General features: G+C 48.1%; 17 protein-coding genes. 7 read left to right on the top strand and 10 right to left on the bottom strand.

The window, feature by feature from the left end; translation table 11 throughout:
- Positions 1 to 156: 156 nt before the first annotated feature.
- Positions 157 to 1,047, bottom strand: coding sequence for a TIGR01777 family oxidoreductase (locus tag ACFSW8_RS14080; RefSeq protein ID WP_377089001.1), 891 nt, complete (start codon positions 1,045 to 1,047; stop codon positions 157 to 159).
- A 96-nt stretch (positions 1,048 to 1,143) separates the two neighbouring features.
- On the opposite strand from ACFSW8_RS14080, the gene ACFSW8_RS14075 reads away from it, so the two are divergent.
- Together ACFSW8_RS14075 and ACFSW8_RS14070 are read left to right on the top strand one after the other, a co-directional pair.
- Positions 1,144 to 3,444, top strand: a complete 2,301-nt coding sequence (locus tag ACFSW8_RS14075) for an LPS-assembly protein LptD (protein ID WP_377178547.1) — start codon at positions 1,144 to 1,146, stop codon at positions 3,442 to 3,444.
- Between the two features lie 24 nt (positions 3,445 to 3,468).
- Positions 3,469 to 4,110 (top strand): NAD(P)H-dependent oxidoreductase, encoded by a 642-nt coding sequence (locus ACFSW8_RS14070; protein ID WP_377088998.1) that lies wholly within the window; start codon positions 3,469 to 3,471, stop codon positions 4,108 to 4,110.
- 5 nt (positions 4,111 to 4,115) lie between these two features.
- Here the strand turns inward: ACFSW8_RS14070 and ACFSW8_RS14065 are convergent, their stop codons facing one another.
- Positions 4,116 to 5,315, bottom strand: coding sequence for an AraC family transcriptional regulator (locus ACFSW8_RS14065; RefSeq protein WP_377088997.1), 1,200 nt, complete (start codon positions 5,313 to 5,315; stop codon positions 4,116 to 4,118).
- A 121-nt stretch (positions 5,316 to 5,436) separates the two neighbouring features.
- Here ACFSW8_RS14065 and ACFSW8_RS14060 point away from each other — a divergent pair, with 121 nt between their 5' ends.
- Complete coding sequence (locus ACFSW8_RS14060; RefSeq protein ID WP_377088996.1) at positions 5,437 to 8,469, top strand: LamG-like jellyroll fold domain-containing protein; 3,033 nt, start codon at positions 5,437 to 5,439, stop codon at positions 8,467 to 8,469.
- Between the two features lie 53 nt (positions 8,470 to 8,522).
- Here ACFSW8_RS14060 and ACFSW8_RS14055 read toward each other — a convergent pair whose 3' ends face one another.
- The 5 genes from ACFSW8_RS14055 to ACFSW8_RS14035 all read right to left on the bottom strand — a co-directional run bounded on the left by ACFSW8_RS14055 (position 8,523) and on the right by ACFSW8_RS14035 (position 13,260).
- Positions 8,523 to 9,083, bottom strand: coding sequence for a hypothetical protein (locus tag ACFSW8_RS14055; protein WP_377088995.1), 561 nt, complete (start codon positions 9,081 to 9,083; stop codon positions 8,523 to 8,525).
- Between the two features lie 34 nt (positions 9,084 to 9,117).
- Complete coding sequence (locus ACFSW8_RS14050; RefSeq protein WP_377088994.1) at positions 9,118 to 9,888, bottom strand: ParA family protein; 771 nt, start codon at positions 9,886 to 9,888, stop codon at positions 9,118 to 9,120.
- A gap of 134 nt (positions 9,889 to 10,022) precedes the next feature.
- Complete coding sequence (locus tag ACFSW8_RS14045) at positions 10,023 to 10,913, bottom strand: 1,4-dihydroxy-2-naphthoyl-CoA synthase (RefSeq protein WP_377091452.1); 891 nt, start codon at positions 10,911 to 10,913, stop codon at positions 10,023 to 10,025.
- A gap of 47 nt (positions 10,914 to 10,960) precedes the next feature.
- On the bottom strand, positions 10,961 to 11,791 hold the full coding sequence (locus ACFSW8_RS14040; RefSeq protein WP_377088993.1) for an NAD-dependent epimerase/dehydratase family protein: 831 nt from the start codon (positions 11,789 to 11,791) through the stop codon (positions 10,961 to 10,963).
- On the bottom strand, positions 11,791 to 13,260 hold the full coding sequence (locus ACFSW8_RS14035) for an N-acetylmuramoyl-L-alanine amidase (protein WP_377088991.1): 1,470 nt from the start codon (positions 13,258 to 13,260) through the stop codon (positions 11,791 to 11,793). The genes ACFSW8_RS14040 and ACFSW8_RS14035 overlap by 1 nt, the downstream gene beginning before the upstream one ends.
- Before the next feature lie 104 nt (positions 13,261 to 13,364).
- On the opposite strand from ACFSW8_RS14035, the gene ACFSW8_RS14030 reads away from it, so the two are divergent.
- A complete protein-coding gene (locus tag ACFSW8_RS14030; RefSeq protein ID WP_377091451.1) occupies positions 13,365 to 14,162 on the top strand; it encodes a TIGR00282 family metallophosphoesterase in 798 nt (265 codons plus the stop codon).
- Positions 14,163 to 14,165: 3 nt separating this feature from the next.
- Here the strand turns inward: ACFSW8_RS14030 and ACFSW8_RS14025 are convergent, their stop codons facing one another.
- On the bottom strand, positions 14,166 to 15,035 hold the full coding sequence (locus tag ACFSW8_RS14025; protein WP_377178545.1) for a DUF4339 domain-containing protein: 870 nt from the start codon (positions 15,033 to 15,035) through the stop codon (positions 14,166 to 14,168).
- 84 nt (positions 15,036 to 15,119) lie between these two features.
- The gene (locus ACFSW8_RS14020; protein WP_377088988.1) at positions 15,120 to 15,848 is read right to left on the bottom strand and encodes a M14 family metallopeptidase; all 729 of its coding nucleotides are present in this window, start codon (positions 15,846 to 15,848) and stop codon (positions 15,120 to 15,122) included.
- Positions 15,849 to 15,974: 126 nt separating this feature from the next.
- On the opposite strand from ACFSW8_RS14020, the gene ACFSW8_RS14015 reads away from it, so the two are divergent.
- Together ACFSW8_RS14015 and ACFSW8_RS14010 are read left to right on the top strand one after the other, a co-directional pair.
- The gene (locus ACFSW8_RS14015; protein WP_377178543.1) at positions 15,975 to 16,865 is read left to right on the top strand and encodes a D-hexose-6-phosphate mutarotase; all 891 of its coding nucleotides are present in this window, start codon (positions 15,975 to 15,977) and stop codon (positions 16,863 to 16,865) included.
- 3 nt (positions 16,866 to 16,868) lie between these two features.
- On the top strand, positions 16,869 to 17,879 hold the full coding sequence (locus tag ACFSW8_RS14010; protein WP_377088986.1) for an A/G-specific adenine glycosylase: 1,011 nt from the start codon (positions 16,869 to 16,871) through the stop codon (positions 17,877 to 17,879).
- Positions 17,880 to 17,888: 9 nt separating this feature from the next.
- On the opposite strand, the gene ACFSW8_RS14005 is transcribed toward ACFSW8_RS14010, so the two are convergent.
- Positions 17,889 to 18,443, bottom strand: a complete 555-nt coding sequence (locus ACFSW8_RS14005; RefSeq protein WP_377178541.1) for a plasmid pRiA4b ORF-3 family protein — start codon at positions 18,441 to 18,443, stop codon at positions 17,889 to 17,891.
- A gap of 124 nt (positions 18,444 to 18,567) precedes the next feature.
- On the opposite strand from ACFSW8_RS14005, the gene ACFSW8_RS14000 reads away from it, so the two are divergent.
- Positions 18,568 to 19,245 (top strand): hypothetical protein, encoded by a 678-nt coding sequence (locus ACFSW8_RS14000; protein ID WP_377088984.1) that lies wholly within the window; start codon positions 18,568 to 18,570, stop codon positions 19,243 to 19,245.
- Positions 19,246 to 19,532 lie beyond the last annotated feature (287 nt).

Genomic DNA, 19,532 nt, shown 5'->3' with positions numbered 1-19,532 from the left:
GGGGCGCAATCTACATATTTCCCGATCCCGCGCAAGCTCTTTTCGATACTTTTTTACGCTTTTCTTCCACACCGCCACACAAACCACTGATAACTCAACAAATCCCCCCAAAATCTTTTTTCTAATTCTAAATCTAACTGCACCAATTTCGCCCCCTCACTTCGTGGAAATTAGAGCTTTTAACGCTAATGGAAGTTGCCCGTACCGCCATGAATAGTTCAACGCTTCAAGTTTTCTAGGTTTCACTCTTAGGCTTGCCAACAAGGCGGACGAAAATTCCCCCAGTGCAACTCTCAATACCCAGCGAGGCACCGGAAAGATTGCCGGCAACTTTATACGCTCGGATAGCATTCGAGTGAACTCGCAATTCTTCACCGGCTCAGGCGACACCATGTTGTAAACGCCACTCGCTTCACTTTGTACACTCAAGAAATACCAAGCTTCCACCAAGTCCTGAATATGAATCCATGGAAAATATTGGCTTCCATCCCCAAGCCTTCCTCCTAAGCCGACACGAAAAACCTGTGCCATTTTATTCCATGCGGGTGATCGAGCCCCTAAAACGACGCCAATCCTGGGAGTTACCCTACGAACCTCCTCCAATTCTGACTCGTAAACCGCAGCCTCCCAGGCCTCAACTAGCTCAGCTAAATATCCACGGCCACTCTCACTATCTTCATCTAACCACTCGTCGCCACGATCACCATATATCCCTACTGCCGACGCATTCATCCAAACTGATGGCCGCTGTTCGACACTCAGCTCTTCTAAATACCGACCAAGAGCTCTAGTCTGTTCAACCCTACTCTCATAGAAACTTTGCTTATTGGCCTCTGTCCATCGCTTGTCTATCCTATCTCCTGCTAGATTAATGACAACATCAAGACCTGCAAGAGAGGAAGCGTCAACCATACGCCATTCTTGACCAGCGATTGATCGGGGCTGTCTAGAATACCGTATGACCTCCCACCCTTGCTTTTCATAGTGCATTGCTAATGCCGAACCGACCAAGCCCGATGCACCGATAATTCCAACAACCTTTTTCATCTCCCCTAAAAGATTACATGCGTATTCATTGGGTCAATGGTCTAATTATAGATTTCATCTTTACTCAGATGTCTATCAGCGCTCTAAATAACGCGCATGAAGCGACTCTCCTCCACTATGGCAATAGCCTTGGCATGTGCAACTTGTTATGCCCAAGACCTTGAGAGTGGAGGTCTCGACTTACAACTCACCCCCACAATGCCAGAAAATGTCCGCATTACCTCGAGTAACAGTGCGGAGTACAATGGCGAAACCGGCTTAGTTCGCTATCTCGGTGGAGTCCAAGTCTATACAGACACCGGTCTACAAATCTTCGCTAACCAGGCCTTAGTTGATACCAAAAAGAAGCTCGTCCTGCTCAACGGCGATGTCAGCATCTATCAAAATGCTGTCCTCCACCGTGGCGATAAAGCCACTTACAATTACGGAACCGAAGAGCTCGACACCTCCGGTATGCGTACAAGCCTCGATCCGATTCTACTAGACTCAGACAATTTCAGCTCCAAAACCGTAAATGGCAAACGCGTCTTCATCGGTAAAAACGCAGGCCTCACCACTCACGATAGAGAAAAACCAAACTTCTGGATCAAAGCCAAAGAAATCGAAGTTTACCCCGAAGAGGAAGTCATCTTCAGAAACTTGAAACTCTACGCCGGTGAAACCCCAGTTTTTTGGCTCCCCTACCTTGCTCAGCCAATGGACTCCCAACTTGGCTACCATTTCACCCCTGGTGTCCGCTCCAACTGGGGTGCATTCTTGCTCAACCGCTACGGAATAATGCTCGGAGGTGACGAAAATCCAGACAGTGGTAGAAAAGAAAACCAATGGCTGCTCTCAGAATGGCAATTTGATATCCGTGCCAAAAGGGGGCTGGCAGCGGGTGTCGACTTTACGGACACGCGTCTTGACCACAATCCCAACTTAGGGTGGCTCCAGCTTTACTACGCTAACGATTCAGATCCGAGCATATCACGTACTGGTCTCACACGTACCCCAATTAGTAATGACCGCTATAAGGTCGAATATAAAGACCGCTACCAATGGCAAAACACTCCAGGCATCGACCATATCGTTGATGCTAACTTCACCTACCTGAGCGACCAATATTACCTAGAAGACTTTGAACCACGTAAGTATACCCTCAACCCTCAGCCTGATAACATTCTAGCTTACCAAAGACGTAGTGACACCATGCAACTCGGTGCATTCACACGCATTCAACTTAACGACTTCTATCAAGCCGATCAAAGACTCCCTGAACTCTACCTCGACCATGCCAAGCGCCCAGTGTTTGGCTCCAGCATATTGCATGAGGGTTCTAGCTCCGTCGGCTACTATCGCGAGGACACTGGAGACCTCAGTGAATACAGAATTAGAACAGAGGCTGAACTCACTGACACCACTCCTGAACGCCAAAGTGAACTCAGTCGTATCCTAGAGAAAAAGAATTTTGGAAGGCTCCACACCTATCAAGAACTATCCAGACCAATTGAAGTAACTGATGGCTTCACTGTCACACCTCGTGCTGGAGCCGGTTATTCCTATTATTGGGACCAAGGTGAAAACAATAACACGCATAGCAGCCCGCACGGATACTTAGGTCTCGATGCTGCTATGAAGTTTACCAAGCGTTTTGATTCTGTAAAAAGTGACCGCTGGGGGCTCGACGAACTACTCCACGTCATTCACCCTTATGCTAACATCTCAGTGCTAGCTACCAATGAGCTTGAAGACGACGGAACTAAAATTGATCGCCTCACACCAACTGAGCGGCCCCGCCCATTCGACGTCGCACGTTATTCTGCAATCGATGACTATCAAAATTGGAGCATCGTTCGCCTAGGCACTCGCAACCAATTGCTCACAAAACGCGACAACAAAAGCCACACTTGGCTCACTCTCGATAGCTATATCGACGCCTTTTTGAATGACCCAGAATTTAACCGAGACTTCTCTAACCTTTATAACGACTTGAGATGGAATCCAGTTCCATGGGGGAGCTTATCCGTCGATACTCAATTCCCTATCAATAGTGAAGGTTTCACAGAGCTCACCACTGGCTTACTGTTCTGGCCCCACGAGAATATTGAACTAGAGCTAGGCCATAGCTATCTCAATAACCACCCAATTATTGCCGACAGCAACCTCGTGCATGGTCGCTTGTTCTTCAGGGTAAACCAAAAGTGGAGCCTCGGCACCTACCACCAATGGCAGCTCGATGATAACACTCTCGAACGTCAGGAATATTCATTCTACAGAAATTTTCAAAGCTGGACCGCTGGTCTCGGCTTCTTCCAACGTGATAACCGAATCAAGAAAGAATATGGGGCTCTACTCAACATTTCCCTCAATGCCCTGCCCAGCTTAAATCTCCCCTTCAGTATCGAAGCTCAATAATTACCATTTACAGCACTCTAAAATATGCAACCTAACGACCTTATCAATTCTCTCAACTGGCGCTACGCGACTAAAGAATTTCAAGCTGATAAAAAAATCCCGCAGGACATCTGGCAAGTTATCGAAGAAAGCCTAGTTCTCACCCCTTCTTCATTCGGTCTCCAACCATGGAAGTTTGTCATCGTCACTGACCAAGCTCTGAAAGAGCAACTTTTGCCCCACTCATGGAATCAAAAACAAGTGGTCGATTGCTCGCACCTCGTCGTACTCACAGCAAAATCTCCAATTGGAGATGTAGACCTAGACGCCTTCATTGATAGAACCCACAGCTTGAGAGGCGGAGATAAAGAAAGCCTTAAATTCTATCGAGATATGATGGGTGGCTTCGTTTCTAAAATGGATGACCAACAGCTCCTCACTTGGGCAAAAGATCAAGTCTACATCGCCCTCGGCCAACTCATGGCATCTGCTGCAGCACTGAAAATCGACGCCTGCCCCATGGAAGGCATCAACCCTGCTGAGTATGATAAAATCCTCGGGTTAGAAGGTACCGGCTACCATACAACCGTTGCCTGTCCCATGGGGTATCGCTCCGAAAACGATAAGTACGCATCTCTCCAAAAAGTCCGCTACCCAATTGAAACTGTCATCGAGCACCGTGCTTGATAGCCCTATGCTATCTCTATAGGTTGGGCATGTGACATCCTATAGCGCTTTGGTGTTTGCCCAACATGCCTCAAAAAAAAACGCGCCATATGCTCAACCGAGGAAAACCTCATCTGCCAAGCTACTTCTTGCAGAGTAAGATCTGAATTGAGTAATTCAGCTTTTAGGCACTCTATCCTTCTCACATTTATTTCATGCCTGATAGAGTGTCCTACAACTTCACGAAAACGCTTCCTCAAAAAACTATATGATACCGAAAACTTATCACCTAACTGGCTGATTTGTATATTCTCTCCTGAGCTATGCGTGCGGATGTATACTAGCACACTCTCAATCAATGGGTCTGACACCTGAAACACCTTGCTAGATTCTCTCAGCTCAATCCCACTAGAACGACTCTGCACCTTTTGCTCAGCCTCTCCCTCTTCTAATAGTTGGTGAAGAACCCGTGCAGCATGGTACCCCACGGACTTCGCTGGATAGCGCACACTTGTTAGTGGTGGCCAAGCCATCTGGCAATGCAGCAAAGCATCACCTACCCCAACTACAGCTAAATCCTCAGGCACCTTTATTCCTAAACTGCTTGCACAGCGAACAATAGCCAAAGCGGTGATATCATCGCGAGCCATCACTGCCACGGGTTTCTGAATTCGTTCAATGGGCCTCCTTAACGCTAGTTGAATAAGCTTTGCTCTGTTAGAAGAGCTTAACGCTTCCCCACCGATATTGATTTCCTGAGTTTCAAACCCAGCTGCTAACAAGGTTGCCTTGAATCCAGCATGCCGCTCACACGAATACACTCTCTCGCGACTTCCCACATAACAAAAGTTCTCGAAACCAAAACTCAGTAGATGTTCCGCCGCTAGCTTACCCATGTGAAAGTTATCGGGCAACGATGAATGAACATCTAAATGGCTCGCTTCTGAGCTAATATTGACCACCTTCACCCCCTTTGCCTCCCAAGCAGCTAATTCTTCGGGTGTTGGCCGAAAAACGATCACCCCCTCACCGCTCCATGCTTCATCAATCTTGATAACCTCAAGCTCTTGAGCTGCAGCAAAATCTCCCATCATGCGCCAGTGTAATCCACGCTCGCGCACGTACTGCCACACCCCCTGAATCACTGGGTACATCTGAGTTGCCCAGTCAGGCAAACGAAAGCCCACTCTCGTGTATGAATTCTGCACATGCACTTTCCCTTCCATCTCTCAGACCTAACTAAAAGTGTCATTTATGACACACAAAAAATCAATAGTGCCATGATTTTTCAAAAAATGCCCAGCTATAACTCCCTCCCCCCTTGAAGAACACATAAAAACCAACAAAATGAAAACCAAGAAACTACGCCCTACACAATGGGTCGCAGCAATCTACCTTAGCACGAGTTGTTACGGTTTAGTCGCAGGTGAGTTTGGCAACAAGCACACCCTTGTCATCGGAATTGACGGAGTTCGACCTGATTCCTTAATCGCAGCTAACACACCTAACATCGATTCGATCATCAACGGTGCGGCCGTCACTTATAACGCTATCTCCGGAGGTGTTTTAGGAACTCCATCCCAACAGCCAACATTTAGCGGACCAGGATGGAGCTCTATCCTAACAGGAGTTTGGGCCGACAAACATGGAGTCACTAGCAACTCCTTCGATGGAAGAAACTACACCAATTACCCCCACTTCTTCTCTCGCATCCATCAATCCAACCCGAACGCTAACCTTGTTTCCATTGTTGTGTGGAATCAAATCAATGACTTCATCGAGGCTGATTCAAACAATGCTGCAAGCTTTAAGCTGAATACATCAGATGACGTTGCGCTTACTTCCGCAGCCGTCAATCAATTAGCAAATTCAAATCCAGATGTACTCTTTGTACATTTTGATGAAGTCGATCACGCTGGTCACGCATACGGCTACAGCACCCAAGTAGCCAACTACATCAGCGCAATCGAAGGAGTCGATACTCAAATAGGCACCCTATTGAACACTCTACAAAATAGAAGCAATGCAGCTAATGAAGATTGGCAAATCATTATTACCACCGACCATGGTGGCATTGGCTTCGGACATGGTGGTCAAACCGTAGACGAACGCACAATCTTCATAGTCAATAAAGCTAGTGGCGCTGTGAGCGCAGAACTGGGCTCTGGCTACGCACACACGATTGTCCCCGCAACAGTCTATGACCACCTCGGGCTCACTATCGACCCGGCCTGGGGATGGGAAGATGACAAAGGATTCGGATACGGCCCCATCTACCCTAGCGACCTGAGCAGCACTTTCGACTCGACCACTAATGAAGTCAACTTGAGCTGGAAACCACAAATAGCCTCTAACATTACAGCCTATGAGCTGCGAAGAGATGGCTCACTCATCGCGACACTAAGTAGTTCTGACCAACACTATACAGACACATTGGCGCTCCCTCCAACACCTCAGGAAATCACAGTCAACTACTCACTGACCGCGATTGGCGGGAGTGATAGCGCTGATGCTCCCGTACTGCAGTCCTCACTCGTCCTTTACACTGGTGAACTTTCTGACGCATTGATTGCATACTATCCATTTGACGGCAACTTCACTGACCAATCTGGTAAGGGCAATCACGCAAATGTAGGAACTGGGAGCCCCACATTCATCGGTGGAATACACGGAACTGCAGCCTCTCTAGACGGTGTAGATGATTCGATAAGCTTGGGCAGTCCAGCTGATCTGGCTTTTGGGCCCAATGACCACTTCTCTCTGAGCTTCTGGTACAGAACCAGCGCCGACCAAGAGTCAGACCCAGTCATTATAAGCAACAAAGACTGGGCATCAGGAAATAACATTGGCTGGCAAATAGAAGCAGCTGCAGACAATGGGGATGACTTTGGTCTACAAATCGGTGATGGCTCTAATAGAGCTGATTCGCCTGCTAGCGATCTCGATTTCAACACCTGGTATCACGTTTCTGCTGTATTTGAGAGAGGTTCTTTCATGAGCCTCTATGTCAACGGAACACTTGTCTCAAACACAGATATTAGTTCAGTCACTGGCAGCCTGATCAATGCGCTCTCAACCAATATCGGTCAAGATGGCACAGGAACCTACAGCGACTTCACCCTCATGGATATCGATGACCTAGCTATTTGGAGAAGAGCTCTTGTCCCTTCAGAGATTCAGCTCATTTACCAAGAGTCTCAACTGGGAGCCTCACTTGGAGACCTAACACAATCAAATGTCGACTTGGCATCCGACCGCCAACTCTTCTTACCCTTAGATGGCGACACGACTGACTTATCCTCCGCCAGCAATGATGGCACTCTCGCTGGAAGTCCACAATATGTTACCCACAATAACGGTCAGGCTCTTGAATTCCAGGACACAGCCTCTCCCCACCAATTCATAAACCTAGGATCACCTAGTTCACTGGACTTTGGCTCTGATACAGACTTTTCAGTCGCCGTGTGGGTGAACAACTCGGGTGGCTTTAGTGATAATCGAGCCTCCGGAGGCTCAGCAGATGACCCCAGCATTATATCTAACAAAGATTGGAATAGTGGTGTGAACAAAGGCTGGATTATCGCTGCTGGCGCCAATGGCAGGTGGCAATGGAACATTGGAGATGGATCTAGCAGGGTTGACTACGATGGCCCAGCTGGAGAAATCAACGACGGTAACTGGCACTTGCTAGTTGTCACACACGACCGCGACGGCAACGCCACGCTATATTATGATGGAGCCCAAGTCGCTATCAGAGACATCTCCTCAATCGGTGATATTAACTCAGGTCTTGCCACTGCGATTGCTACTGACGGCACCTTAGGTACCAATTGGCCCAATTGGTTCACAGGTAAAATCGACAACCCCATGATTTGGAACCGAGTGATCAGCGCTAACGAGGTCACTGCATTATTCAACGGTGAGACTGGCAATAGCAACCAGCCTGATCCTATCGTGCTTTTCAACGACTCCTTCGAAAGTGGCGACCTCGCCTCTAACGGATGGACTAGCGCAAACGGAAATGCTGCTACACAACCTGGTTCAGCCCTCAATGGGAATGGGGGAGCCGAGCTGAAAAATGCAACATGGATCGAGATAAGCCAAGACACCACAGGCTACTCCAATATTCACGCGAAGTACGCCCGTAAAACTGAAGCTTACGATAGTGGGGAAAACCTTATTGTCGAATGGTTTGACGGATCAACCTGGACAAATATCGAAACAACTCAAGAAACAACGTGGCTTAGTATTGACGCAACCTTGGGTGCCGGAGCTGATAACAATCCCAACTTCAAACTTCGCTTCACCACTACAGCTAATAACAAAAAAGAGAAAGCGCACATCGATGAAGTCATCATTGAAGCGATTCCTCTCCCCTAGTTCCTAACATGTAAGAAAACTACACATAGAGCAGTCGAACAAGTTCGGCTGCTCTATCTTTTCTCCACTTGCTCCGCACCACTAATTTTTTCCACTAGGCGGGAAAACTCATCAAATTGGCTATCCTTCAAAAGATTACGCGTAAATAAACCTACAAGCAAAGGGCCACGTGCAGTCTGTACCCTGATAAACTGCATGTAACTATTAGCTGTTACACGAATCCTGATATTGGGCACCTGTGCTGCTGCAGACAGATTCCGCTCAGTAGCTGCTGAAATGGCCAGCTGAGTCCACTCTGGGTTCGGCATAGCAGCGTGCAGAACATCTCCATCTCTATCAACCACACAAAGGCCCCGACATTTCGCGTTGTTATAAAGCCACTCACCCAACTCTGGAAGTAAAGCATGCCTCACTTCCTCCTTAGTTTGCGCTAAGATTCCAGCCTTCTTGGCCAAGGCACTCGCTTGCGCTAGCACTTTCCCAGCAGTACTTCGCGCCACTGATGAGGCCTCTACTTTATCCTCCCTTTTCGAGCTCTCAGATACCGGCTCCATCAGCGCCTTTGCCAGTCTATTGAGCTCTTCGACATCGAGCCATGGGTTGATTGAATCCATACCTTACAAAAATTTATTTTTCAGAATAGCCACCTTACCGACTGAGTCCAAGCTTTGATTCTATCTCCATGCGCAATGAGTTAAAGGTATCTAAGAGAGACGTAGCCCCTTGTAGTACTCCCACTGGCACCCCCTTGCCACTCGCTTTGAGAAATAAGTCGTCTCTAGCGACCTCAGCTTCCATCACCATAGCACTAGGCAATAACTGCCTCATGCCATTTGCTGCTTCTGCGCTCTCGACTAAATCACGCTGCACCATGGTGAGTAACACACCTAAAATCTGAAGCTTCTCGTTCTGACTGCGCAACTCAGTAAGCCCCTGAAGCATTTTGGGGATGGAGCGAATCCCCAGAGGTTCCGCTTGTTGAGGAACCAGAACTGCATCGGCACAAACCAACACATCCCGAGTGATCCCAAAAAGTCCTGCAGCACTATCCATGATACAAATGTCATAGCCCTTGATCTCAGCCTCTCCTAAAAAAGCATCCACTCTCTTCGCTACACTCTCACTGTAACCACCACCTAACTCGTACCCCTCCCCCTGGCCTGCAGGAACCATCGATAAGGTCTCCATCCGAGTCGGAACAATCAATGAATCGAAACTGCGGCCTTCATCCCCTAAATAGTCGAAGAATCCTAACAACTTACGGGACTGTCGAGTCAATGACAGGCCGACAGATCCTTGGGGGTCAGAGTCCACAAGAAGCACATTCCACCCTGCCCGCGCAAATGCATAGGCTAAGTTGATAGAAACGGTAGTCTTACCGACGCCTCCTTTTTGGCTAGAAACTACAATGCTTGTCATTATTTCACTGAATCAAATCTCCAATGCGTACTCATCCGCCGCATTCTCTAATTGCGAAGCTAAACAGACGTCCCAGTGAGCGAAAGATTTTTTTCACCCATTTGCTGGCTCAATGCACTTTACTCAAAACCAATCTAATACTGCCGAGAGAATTTAGAAAAATCTGCCTTTCTCTTCTCCACAAATGCACTGCGGCCCTCAGCAGCTTCTTCCGTACCATAAGCAAGGCGTGTGGCCTCCCCAGCAAAAACCTGCTGCCCAACTAACCCATCATCAGTAAGGTTGAATGCGTACTTCAACATCTTTTGAGCCGTAGGTGACTTATCATTGATGATACAAGCCCATTCCAAGGCTTTCTTCTCAAGTTCTGCGTGGGGCACCACCTTGTTGACCATTCCCATCTCGTAGGCGTCCTGAGCCGTATACCTTAAGCCCAAAAAGAAAATCTCTCTTGCTCGTTTTTGCCCCACTTGCTTCGCCAAATAAGCCGAACCATACCCCGCATCAAAACTCGCGACATCAGCATCTTTTTGCTGAAAAACCGCATGTTCCTCAGACGCCAGAGTTAGATCGCACACAACATGCAGAGAATGCCCCCCACCAACGGCATACCCAGGAACGACCGCAATCACCACCTTCGGCATAAAACGAATCAATCTTTGCACCTCCAATATATGGAGCCGTCCCATGTTCGCACCAGTGGCATCTTCAGTCCCCTCATATTTATACCCATCTTTACCTCTCACCCGTTGATCACCACCCGAACAAAACGCCCAGCCACCATCTTTTGGACTTGGCCCGTTGCCTGTGAGCAATACCACACCAATGGAAGGGTTCACACGAGCATGCTCCAGTGCCGTATGCAGCTCATCAACAGTCTGAGGCCGAAATGCGTTACGACACTCAGGACGATTGAATGCAATCCGTACCGTCCCCCCGACATTAGCCTCATGGTAAGTAATGTCTTCAAACTCAAACCCCTCAACCTGCTTCCAATCTTCCTGATGAAATATTTCCGAAACCATACCGACTGATAGACCAGCACAATCGCGGGCACCAGAGCAAACTCCATTCATTCCAGAGATTCGGCTACCTCACGTGCCGCTAAGAGAAAATCCGGATACGTCGGGTGCCAGCCCATCCCGCACAGCTTCTTGTTTGAAACCGCCTTGTTTGACCAACCACGCTTACTATGCAAGTTGCGTGGCGCGCTAGCAGGGACAGCTCCTCCAAAAATTCCAGTAAGTCCCAGATAGGTGTCACGCTGCGACCGAGGCTCCGAATCACACACATTATAAATCCCCCCCTTGATTTCATCTCCAAGAGAACAAAGAAATAGCGTTGCTGTCGCTGCATCATGATGATGCGTATGGTTCAAAATCCTCTCGCCACTCTCCTCCATCCGCGCCTCACCAGCTAGAAATCTCCTCAATAAATACGAACGCCCATTCCCGTAAACTCCCGCTAGGCGCATGACCGTCCCCTTAGACGAAAGAATCACTTTCTCAGCCGCCAACAAACATAGCGCAGTCTCACGGCTCTTCTCGGTCTCTGCAGATTCATCCACCAGACTCCCATCTATCTGCGGATAGACTGATGTACTTGACGTGAATAATATATGAGCCCTGGGGAATAAACGGCATAAATGTTCTGCCCCCTCTTGGTAAACCTTACTATAGGCCTCCAAACCTCCCCCTCCCGCACTCGCACAATGAAGAACATGGCTCGGTACGATACCGCTGTCAGCAACCGCTTGAGACAATGAGTCAAAATCACTGATGTCTGCTCGAATAGTATTCCCCTCACTCCTGCCTAAGGTACTGACCTCCCACCCAGCTTCACGAAAAAGCATTGCTACTGCCTGCCCCACAAACCCGTATCCCACAATCAATAAATGCCCCATCACTTTATACCTAACATATCACTTTCTTCTTCTAAACTCAGTGCTGAGTCATCCTCAGCCTCTGCTGGCACTTCTGCTTTTTCGGCTGCACTGTAGTAGTCCACGAGTCCGCGAGTCACTGCTTGCACATATTCTCTATAGATAGAAAAACGCAACTTACCATTAATGAAACGTAAACCTTCATAGTCGCCTACCTGCATCCTCTCAAATGAATCTTTACCATTCATAAGATACGGCTCGTAGTATAAAACCGGACAATCAAAGAGACGATTCGCTATCAAATTCCTCCCCCAAAGATAAGGATTGCCCGCCACATTGACCGCGCGACTCGAATTCGGTGCGTATTGATAGGCCGCTAAGCCAGTCGCCTCCGCTAAACTTTTAGCAGCTGCCGCAGCAAGTTTAGCCTCCTCCTCATGATTCCCTTGAACAACCTTTAAGAGACATTTGAAACGTTCATCATCATGCGCCATCTCAGATTTCGTGTAGGCGCCATTCAAAATCATATGAAAATGCTCATTCTCTATCAAAATGGGGTTCAAAGGGTCTGGCTGAGGATCTGCATTGAAATGCAAACAAAGAACAATATCCGGCCGAATCTGCTCATTAATAATACGAGCACGCTCGCGAATTTCTCCATTCCGATAAAAAAGCTTTTGTGCTTCACGCTTCACCGATGCCTCCGTCACTGCCGATTTAAAAACCTGTAACTTAGACTTTGCATACGCATAGTAGTCCTCGGGACGGAATGGATTCACCGGCTGATTACTAGAACGTACGAGTGTCACTTGGGCACCTAACATCTCTAGCTGATCAACTAATTGCTCAGCCACTATCAATGTCATATTCCCTTCCTGTATGGGTGGAGTGGCTTCATTGAGCACAAAGCGTCGCTGCTCAACACTTGCAAAATCACCACCAATATGCCCTGGGTCTATGGCAATCCTCACTCCTAACAATGGCTTAGTCCCCTCTGGGATCTCTATCTCTTTCTTAGCGCGCCAATAGCGTTTAGCCTTCGCTTCGACCACCTCATTCATGAATGACAGCTTGTATTCCTTCGTCTCATCCTCAGCCGACATTCTCACCATCACATGGTCGTCCTCTACTTTAAACCATTCTTTCCAATAGTCGCCGACTGAGTACACATCGGTCATCAATCTAACAAAATCGCTCTTCGTTACCGTGTACTGATAGTTATCTAACACACTCCAGTCTGGAATCGTCCCCAATGATGAAAGATGCTTAGAGAATGCAGCCGGAATAGCATGGTTTTGGTCTTCAGAGTTCTCAACAACAAGCGTCTCAGACGCAACAACTGTCTGCTCTTCCCCCCCCCCCTTCTCTTGCCCTCCTAGCTCTGGCATGCGAGGGGGCTTTGTCTGGGATATGACAGCTTGAACGATGAACGCGCCAAGCAATGCTAGAACGACGAGTGCTACTTCTAAAGCTAGATTTTTACGTGGCATAGTGGATCTTCAGGCTGGTAAGTATCGCAGAGCTGTGGTTTCGTTATCAGGCTCGTGTGCAATGATAACGTGCTCTACGAGTGAAACGAAGACCAAGTTACGCAATGCGCATTCTTTTTTTAGGAGATATCGTCGGGGAACCCGGCCGAAAAGCTGTCATTAAATACCTCCCAGCCATCCAGTCTGACCATGACATCGATTTCACCATTCTCAATGGTGAAAACTCTGCGGGTGGACGCGGCATCACCCCTGTCATAGCCAATGACCTGTTCCGTGCTGGTGCTGACGTCATCACCACTGGTGACCACGTCTGGGACCAACGTGAAGTCGCCGACCACCTTGAAAAAGAACCCCGCATACTACGCCCCATCAACTACCCGAGCGGAGTCCCTGGGGCAGGACTCTTTATCACAGATACCCCCAAAGGCAAAATCGCCGTTTTTAACGCACAAGGTAGAACCTTCATGGGACAAGCCCTAGAAAACCCCTTCCTCATTATGGAAGAACAAGTCAGTCTCATCCATGACCAAGGAATCAAGATGGTTTTCCTCGACTTCCATGCCGAAACAACTAGCGAAAAAATCGCCATGGGATACCATCTCGATGGTAAAGTCTCAGCCGTCGTGGGTACGCATACTCACGTACAAACCGCCGACGAAAGAATTCTCCCTAATGGTACAGCCCACCTCACAGATGCTGGAATGTGCGGCCCAGAGACGTCCATACTAGGAAGAAATGTTGAGAGTATCGTCTATCGATTTAAATCATCTCTACCAACTCGCTTTCCCGTCGCCAAAGGCCCAGTCCGCCTCTGTGGAGCCATTATTGACGTAGACCCAGAATCCGGAAAAGCACGTACCATCACGCGTTACAATAGACTGCTAGAACCCAGCGAGATGTAACCTCTACTGAGTATCCCGTCTCAAGGACCCTCGAGAATTTTGTTTCTGAAGCTCTTTTTGCTTCTTCATTTGCTCCTGACGCGCTTCTGAACTGGCTGCCTCAGCAACATTCGTATTATAACGACCAGTATAGTTAGTCTTCTCTTTATAGAAATCTGTTAGCCCCTCAGTTAGAGCCAACGGACTCAAACTTGTCGCCCCCACTTTTGGCACAACGATAAGCGCACTAGCTGCCAAGCCTCCCAACATCAGAAATAAATAAACAAATGCAGCCGCACCTAACTTCTTACGTCTACTATAATTCCTTGGCGCAAATAAACAGACCAAGAATACCCACAAGTTATAGATTGGTACAAAGACACCTAAGCCATGCGCTTTAGAATACCCTGCGTGTTGCATGCGACTTGCTGCCATCTGCCACATCGCAATCATTAACAATATACTCGGTACCAACTGAAGCAACACACTCGTCCTGTACCTTGCAGGATCCAGATATTGTTGTACTTGCAACTCTGTTAGTACAACAATCCCGATCATCATGGGCACTAGCCACCCCACATAAAAGAAAAGGTTAAATAATGCACGCGATACCCCTCTACAGGAAATATCCTCGTCCATATCTTTGACTGCAGTTTCCTCGCGTACCCGAGCATCAGCTTGCGAGGCCGCGCTACGTATCTTCTTAATATCCGCAGCGAACGCCTTAGACTCAGCAAGATTAACCCACTGGGTCATGCCTTGCTTCCAGACTTGAGTGGAATCAATAAAAACTTCTTGCTTCGCGATTTTGTCGCAGAACTCGTCCTTCGTTACAGGTCCTCTGCGGTGCCCCAGGGTCAAATAAAACCATTCCTTTTCAGCTGTCGCTCCCATATCTCAATCGATTTAGACTATCTTACGCCTACAGTATTGGGGAATTCTCAGAAAAAAGTAAGAAAAATCGCTCATAAATCAACCTCAAAGACAGATCCTTAATGCAGCACACACAGCGAGTTGATGCGCTTCCACCCGCAGAGGCAACTCAAGCGAACTTGGAGTTTCAAAGGTGAAAGAAAGTGGACACCCCTCTGCCGCAAGATAGATGGCCTCTGGCCAATTCTTGGGTTCATCTGGTTCTGCCCCGTGATAGATCCATCCAGCCTCTCTAACCTCATGACCATCAATAACGCGACAAGGCTCCATTGGCATGACTGAAGAAACAGCTTCTACCATCCGCTGGTACCTCTGAGGCCTGTCCTCAACTTGATTAATTTCATAAAAATAAAATCCGGTACTCTCCCAGTCTTCATGAAGAGAGATCGCAAAATCAATTTTCTTGCCTTCTAACCACGCTTTGTGAGCCGTGACTTCTCGAGAGGCACACTTTAAATAGTCACGGTTCAAATCTATTCCCTGATAATTCTCGCGTGTCCCCGCAGCTAAACCCGTCGGATTTAGCACAGGACAAATAAACCATGAACAAGTGGACTCAATCGCGCGCTTCTCTATCAATTCCAGCAAAGCCAGAGGCGCTGCTGGCTCGTCACCATGCATACCTGCTGACAAGTAAACAGTGCGCTCACTCTGCTCAGATAAAATCATATACGCATAGATGGGATACCCCTCGACCTCACAAAGCAGGCTCCTTTCCGCCCCCAGTGCCATCAGGCCCATGTCACATGCTTCTATCAATGCCTCAACATCCATGCCGCTGACTATCTCACAGCCAATGCTCCAAGCAACCTTGGAATCAACAAATCCACCAGCTCATTATCTCACAAAATCTAAGTGTATTGCTATTGACTCACATCCGATCACATGAAGCCTATGGCCATGGCTCCAACACTCGATAAATCACTCACTCTACCATTTGAATTGTGGTTCGAAGACTTCGCTCCCGACTACCCCACTATCCGAGTGAGCAACGAGTTTGCCTCTGCCACCATCGCTCTGCATGGCGCCCAAGTGATTGACTACATACCCAAGGGCCATGAACCAGTTATCTTTACCAGCAAAGAAGCTGTCTTCAGAGAAGGAAAAGCCATCCGCGGTGGAGTTCCCGTATGCTGGCCATGGTTCGGCGCTCACCCAGAGGATGCCAGCCAACCAGCCCACGGCTTCGCTCGTAACCGATTCTGGCAACTCACATCTACCCGATCATCAGACACTGGCACCGAACTCACTCTCACCCTCGACACCGAATCGATTGATGCTTTGCCGTCAAAAGTAGCACTAACACTCACAATTTCAGTAGGAGCTGAATTGACCCTTGAACTCACCACTACTAACCTTGGCCAGAACGCCATCGAAATAGGTGGAGCCCTCCACACCTATCTCACCGTAGGTGACATTGCACAAGCATCTATCCAAGGGCTCGAGTCTCACGAATATCTCGATACAGTCGCCTCAATGCGAGAAACCCAAAACTCAGAGATTACCTTTGCTGCAGAGACTGACGCTATCTATCTCAATGCCACTCAGCCTGTCACCCTCCACGACCCCGTCCTCAAGCGTAGCATTCAGGTCGCCAAAAAAGGTAGCCGCACGACTGTCGTCTGGAACCCATGGATAGATAAAGCAACAGCTCTTTCGGATCTACTAGACGACGAATACCATGAATTTGTCTGCATCGAAGCCGCAAATGCACTAGACGACACACACTCTATTGGCCAAGACGAAAGCCACACTCTCGCAACGACCATAACCGCGACTTCCTACGCATAAGCAATGCTAGCAACTGATCATCCCGAGGCCTTTCAACAGGCACTTATCACTTGGTTCCAAAAAACAGCTAAAGACTACCCTTGGCGCCAAACCTCTGATCCATGGTTGATCCTTGTCTCAGAGATTATGCTCCAACAAACGCAGGTGAAAACAGTCCTCGATAAAGGCTTTTATACCAATTTCACCACAAAATATCCCACCCCCCAATCTCTCGCAATCGCTCCTGAAGAAGAAATCCTTAGCGCGTGGGAAGGCTTAGGCTACTACCGCCGAGTCCGTAACCTCCAAAAAGCCGCCCAAGCCATCTGCGAAATCCACAGTGGATCATTTCCGACAAGTCACGCAGATATCCTTCAACTCCCTGGCATTGGCCAGTACACAGCTGGCGCTGTCGCTTCCTTCGCCTACAATGACTCACAAGCACTGGTTGATGCCAATGTCGCCCGCATCTTCGCCCGTATCTTTGATTACCACCAGAAAGTTGATAGTTCAAAAGGCAGCAAACAGCTATGGCATTGGGCCTCGGAACTCGTCTCCCCATCAAACCCCAGAGCATACAACTCAGCCTTGATGGAGTTGGGGCAGCAAATTTGTACCAACAAGTCGCCACAATGTACCAAGTGCCCCATCCAACAATGGTGCACTACCAATACCCCCGAGCAACTTCCAAAAAAGAAAGAGAGAAAAAAGACCGTTCAGATTGAAGAACATTGCCTCCTCGCTGTCCATGCCAATGAAATCCTACTACACCAAGCTGATAGCTCCGCTAGAAGGTCCGGAATGTGGAAACTCCCTGAAAGACCATTGCACTTGTTAGAAAACCTCCCTCTTCTCTCCAAGTCCACATACGCAATCACCCACCACAAGGTAACCCTCTACATATACCAAGCCTCTCAAGTGCCATCTCCTCAAAAAAATGAAGCGTGGCACGATATTCAGCAACTAGAGGCTCTCCCTATACCGAGCCCATTTCGCAAGGTCCTAAACACTCTACTTGAGGACCTATTTTGTTAGCGGTAAGCCCTAGCTTATCTTAAGCTTATTCAAGCGCTTCTGCGCACTTTGAGCATCAAAATGCTCAGGATCATAACTGTCATCCATCCAGTCTAAATCCCCGTCGACACACGCTTGGTAGCCATGAGCCCCACCTGCATCCTCTGGAGGACAATTGCGCTCCCCCCCTATCAGCTCAGGGCATAAGGAATCATTCTCCACCTTCTTCGCAAAAGCGATCTCGTGGATCCAATCCTCTCTGAAATCATAGCGATAGAGCATGCGAATAGGAAAACGCCTACGTCCAAATAGTTCTCTAAGAGTCGTCACATTCTCATCTCTAAAATCATCCCCCTGAACGATGTCTTCATCCACTGAGGCAATCACACTGGTAAGTCTCTTACCCTTACCGTGACGAAACTCATGAAGATGCTTATCTTCCCACCCCATCGCAGCTTGAATCACTTCATGTAATTGAAAAAAAGTAGCTGTGGATGGTATCGAAACCTCTCGCCAAATCGTAGGCTCGATCTGATATAACATAACCTTGAATGTGTAATGCTCGGGAGTGACTTGCTTCGCCATACCCGGATCTAAACCACAAGTCACACAAGCAAGCAAGTCTGGCCTCGTCCAAAAAGCTCAAGAATTTTGCAACTAACTTCCACCCTCCCTGTTTCATAACCCAGATACCAAAAACACAAGAAACATGAAAAGAACCATCGTTAACCTCCTCGCACTCAGCCTCATTGTCACCTCGGCCTCCGCACAAATCCGTGCCAAAGTCGGACCAAAACATAAAAACAACCACCGTGCCAAAGCACTCATTGGCGACCCAGCAGAGTTTGGAGCCCTCACTGATAAATTCCGTGAACACCAGCGTCTCACATCTGGCGGCGGTGCCTACTACGAAAAAAGCGAGGCCAAATTGCGTGCCGAACATGCCCAGCTCTACAGAACGATCCAATTCGCGGTCACCGAAGACCGTATTAGCGAAGAAGACGCACGCGACGCCATCGCATCCCTCCTCACAATCGGCCAAAAACACCTTGCCGGTGGCGACGCTTCTGAAGCCCAAGCAACCTCTAAAGAACTGAGCGAACTGAAGCAATCCATCAGATCTAAAATGACTGATAAAGCCCCAGCTGGCACAATCACCCCCAAAGTGAACCGACTCCAATTCCACATGGAAGAAGTCATTCGCTTCGGAGAAGATACCGACCGACTCAGCTCAGGCGATATCAACTCACTACGCCGTCAGCTCGATTCTCTCGAATCTAAAGAAGACAAAGCTAAAGCAGACGGCACTCTCTCCGACCGTGACCATGTAAAACTCATCGAAGAAAGTCGCGAAATCTGGAGAAACGCCCTCAAAAAATTTAGCTAATCATACTCTTTCTCATATCCTAACACCTCAATGCGCCACGCGCATTGAGGTTTTTTTCTGTTTATTTCCACATCACCTGTTAGTAAATCTGTTAGAATCCACCGCACCCTCCTCCACCGAGAGCAAGAATATTCAAAAAAATCCCATAACCCGCAACACACTCTAAACCTTATAAAATCAAAGATTTGCCCACTTTCCATCTCTACCCCAGAGAAGCGAGGCAAATTTATTCAGTTTACAGCAAAGGTTTTTTCAGTCTATCACTACATCAACCCCTTAGTTTCCCC

Source organism: Rubritalea tangerina, from assembly GCF_042683245.1.
Lineage (GTDB): Bacteria > Verrucomicrobiota > Verrucomicrobiia > Verrucomicrobiales > Akkermansiaceae > Rubritalea > Rubritalea tangerina.
This window is presented reverse-complemented; position numbering and strand designations above follow the sequence as displayed.

What these genes read in the sequence shown, in the direction of transcription:
- ACFSW8_RS14040 (WP_377088993.1), bottom strand. Translation starts at nt 11,791, where the DNA reads ATGGGGCATTTATTGATTGTGGGATACGGGTTTGTGGGGCAGGCAGTA.
- ACFSW8_RS14050 (WP_377088994.1), bottom strand. Translation starts at nt 9,888, where the DNA reads ATGACAAGCATTGTAGTTTCTAGCCAAAAAGGAGGCGTCGGTAAGACT.
- ACFSW8_RS14045 (WP_377091452.1), bottom strand. Translation starts at nt 10,913, where the DNA reads ATGGTTTCGGAAATATTTCATCAGGAAGATTGGAAGCAGGTTGAGGGG.
- ACFSW8_RS14015 (WP_377178543.1), top strand. Translation starts at nt 15,975, where the DNA reads ATGGCTCCAACACTCGATAAATCACTCACTCTACCATTTGAATTGTGG.
- ACFSW8_RS14055 (WP_377088995.1), bottom strand. Translation starts at nt 9,083, where the DNA reads ATGGATTCAATCAACCCATGGCTCGATGTCGAAGAGCTCAATAGACTG.
- ACFSW8_RS14065 (WP_377088997.1), bottom strand. Translation starts at nt 5,315, where the DNA reads ATGGAAGGGAAAGTGCATGTGCAGAATTCATACACGAGAGTGGGCTTT.
- ACFSW8_RS14035 (WP_377088991.1), bottom strand. Translation starts at nt 13,260, where the DNA reads ATGCCACGTAAAAATCTAGCTTTAGAAGTAGCACTCGTCGTTCTAGCA.
- ACFSW8_RS14020 (WP_377088988.1), bottom strand. Translation starts at nt 15,848, where the DNA reads ATGGATGTTGAGGCATTGATAGAAGCATGTGACATGGGCCTGATGGCA.
- ACFSW8_RS14010 (WP_377088986.1), top strand. Translation starts at nt 16,869, where the DNA reads ATGCTAGCAACTGATCATCCCGAGGCCTTTCAACAGGCACTTATCACT.
- ACFSW8_RS14000 (WP_377088984.1), top strand. Translation starts at nt 18,568, where the DNA reads ATGAAAAGAACCATCGTTAACCTCCTCGCACTCAGCCTCATTGTCACC.
- ACFSW8_RS14070 (WP_377088998.1), top strand. Translation starts at nt 3,469, where the DNA reads ATGCAACCTAACGACCTTATCAATTCTCTCAACTGGCGCTACGCGACT.
- ACFSW8_RS14060 (WP_377088996.1), top strand. Translation starts at nt 5,437, where the DNA reads ATGAAAACCAAGAAACTACGCCCTACACAATGGGTCGCAGCAATCTAC.
- ACFSW8_RS14080 (WP_377089001.1), bottom strand. Translation starts at nt 1,047, where the DNA reads ATGAAAAAGGTTGTTGGAATTATCGGTGCATCGGGCTTGGTCGGTTCG.
- ACFSW8_RS14075 (WP_377178547.1), top strand. Translation starts at nt 1,144, where the DNA reads ATGAAGCGACTCTCCTCCACTATGGCAATAGCCTTGGCATGTGCAACT.
- ACFSW8_RS14030 (WP_377091451.1), top strand. Translation starts at nt 13,365, where the DNA reads ATGCGCATTCTTTTTTTAGGAGATATCGTCGGGGAACCCGGCCGAAAA.
- ACFSW8_RS14005 (WP_377178541.1), bottom strand. Translation starts at nt 18,443, where the DNA reads ATGGCGAAGCAAGTCACTCCCGAGCATTACACATTCAAGGTTATGTTA.
- ACFSW8_RS14025 (WP_377178545.1), bottom strand. Translation starts at nt 15,035, where the DNA reads ATGGGAGCGACAGCTGAAAAGGAATGGTTTTATTTGACCCTGGGGCAC.